General features: G+C 45.9%; 1 protein-coding gene. It reads right to left on the bottom strand.

Going from position 1 to position 664, the window contains the following annotated elements; genetic code table 11:
* Nucleotides 1-664, bottom strand: a 664-nt coding sequence (locus BCT81_RS01085; RefSeq protein ID WP_133152477.1) for an aerolysin family beta-barrel pore-forming toxin, incomplete at both ends; no start/stop codon positions are given.

Here is a 664-nt window from a genome sequence, read left to right as displayed (position 1 = left end):
ACTTGCTGCGCAATATCGGTGTTGTTTCTGGCAGTTGCGGAAACAGTCTTTATGAGTTCACGGTCAGACTCTGTCACCTCACCGTGCGAGAAGTTGTCATCGTTTACTGTGTAGGTAAAGTTATCAACGATGATTTGTGTTTTTTCGTCACATCGGTAACCACCACAAGACCCGTTGTTGTTTCCTTGAATAATCCAACGGTCACCGGAGCGGTTTACGACCATGTCTCTGCCAACATACGCCGCGTTATTACCGGCAACCCACGCGTAACCAAGGAAGCTAGCTAACATGCTTATCGGGTGAATAAAATCCTCGCGGTCGTTGACGAGTGCATACTCAACATCAATCTCTTCACCTTCAGCGATCGCCTTAGGTGTAATACTAGGGATTTCTGATTGAGCGTCATTCGGGTAACAGAAGGTTATATCGCTTGGTCCAGATTGTTTGATCTCCCCGAAATAACCCGGTCCCATAATTACCCAATTATCTTTTAGGCCAACGATATCCCAAGTCCCCATTTGCTGTAGGATTGAACTATTGTACTCTTGTGCTTCATAGCGATCTAAAGGGCGATAGCCTGAGCGACAAACATCATCGCCTAAATTGTCACGCACGATTTGATCTGGGTATATTTTCGCGTTTACTCCGGTCGATAGTACAGACA

This window comes from Vibrio sp. 10N.261.52.A1 (assembly GCF_002876325.1).
Taxonomy (GTDB): Bacteria; Pseudomonadota; Gammaproteobacteria; order Enterobacterales; family Vibrionaceae; genus Vibrio; species Vibrio chagasii.
Note: the sequence above shows the minus strand (reverse complement) of the source record. Positions and strands in the feature narration are given on the sequence as shown.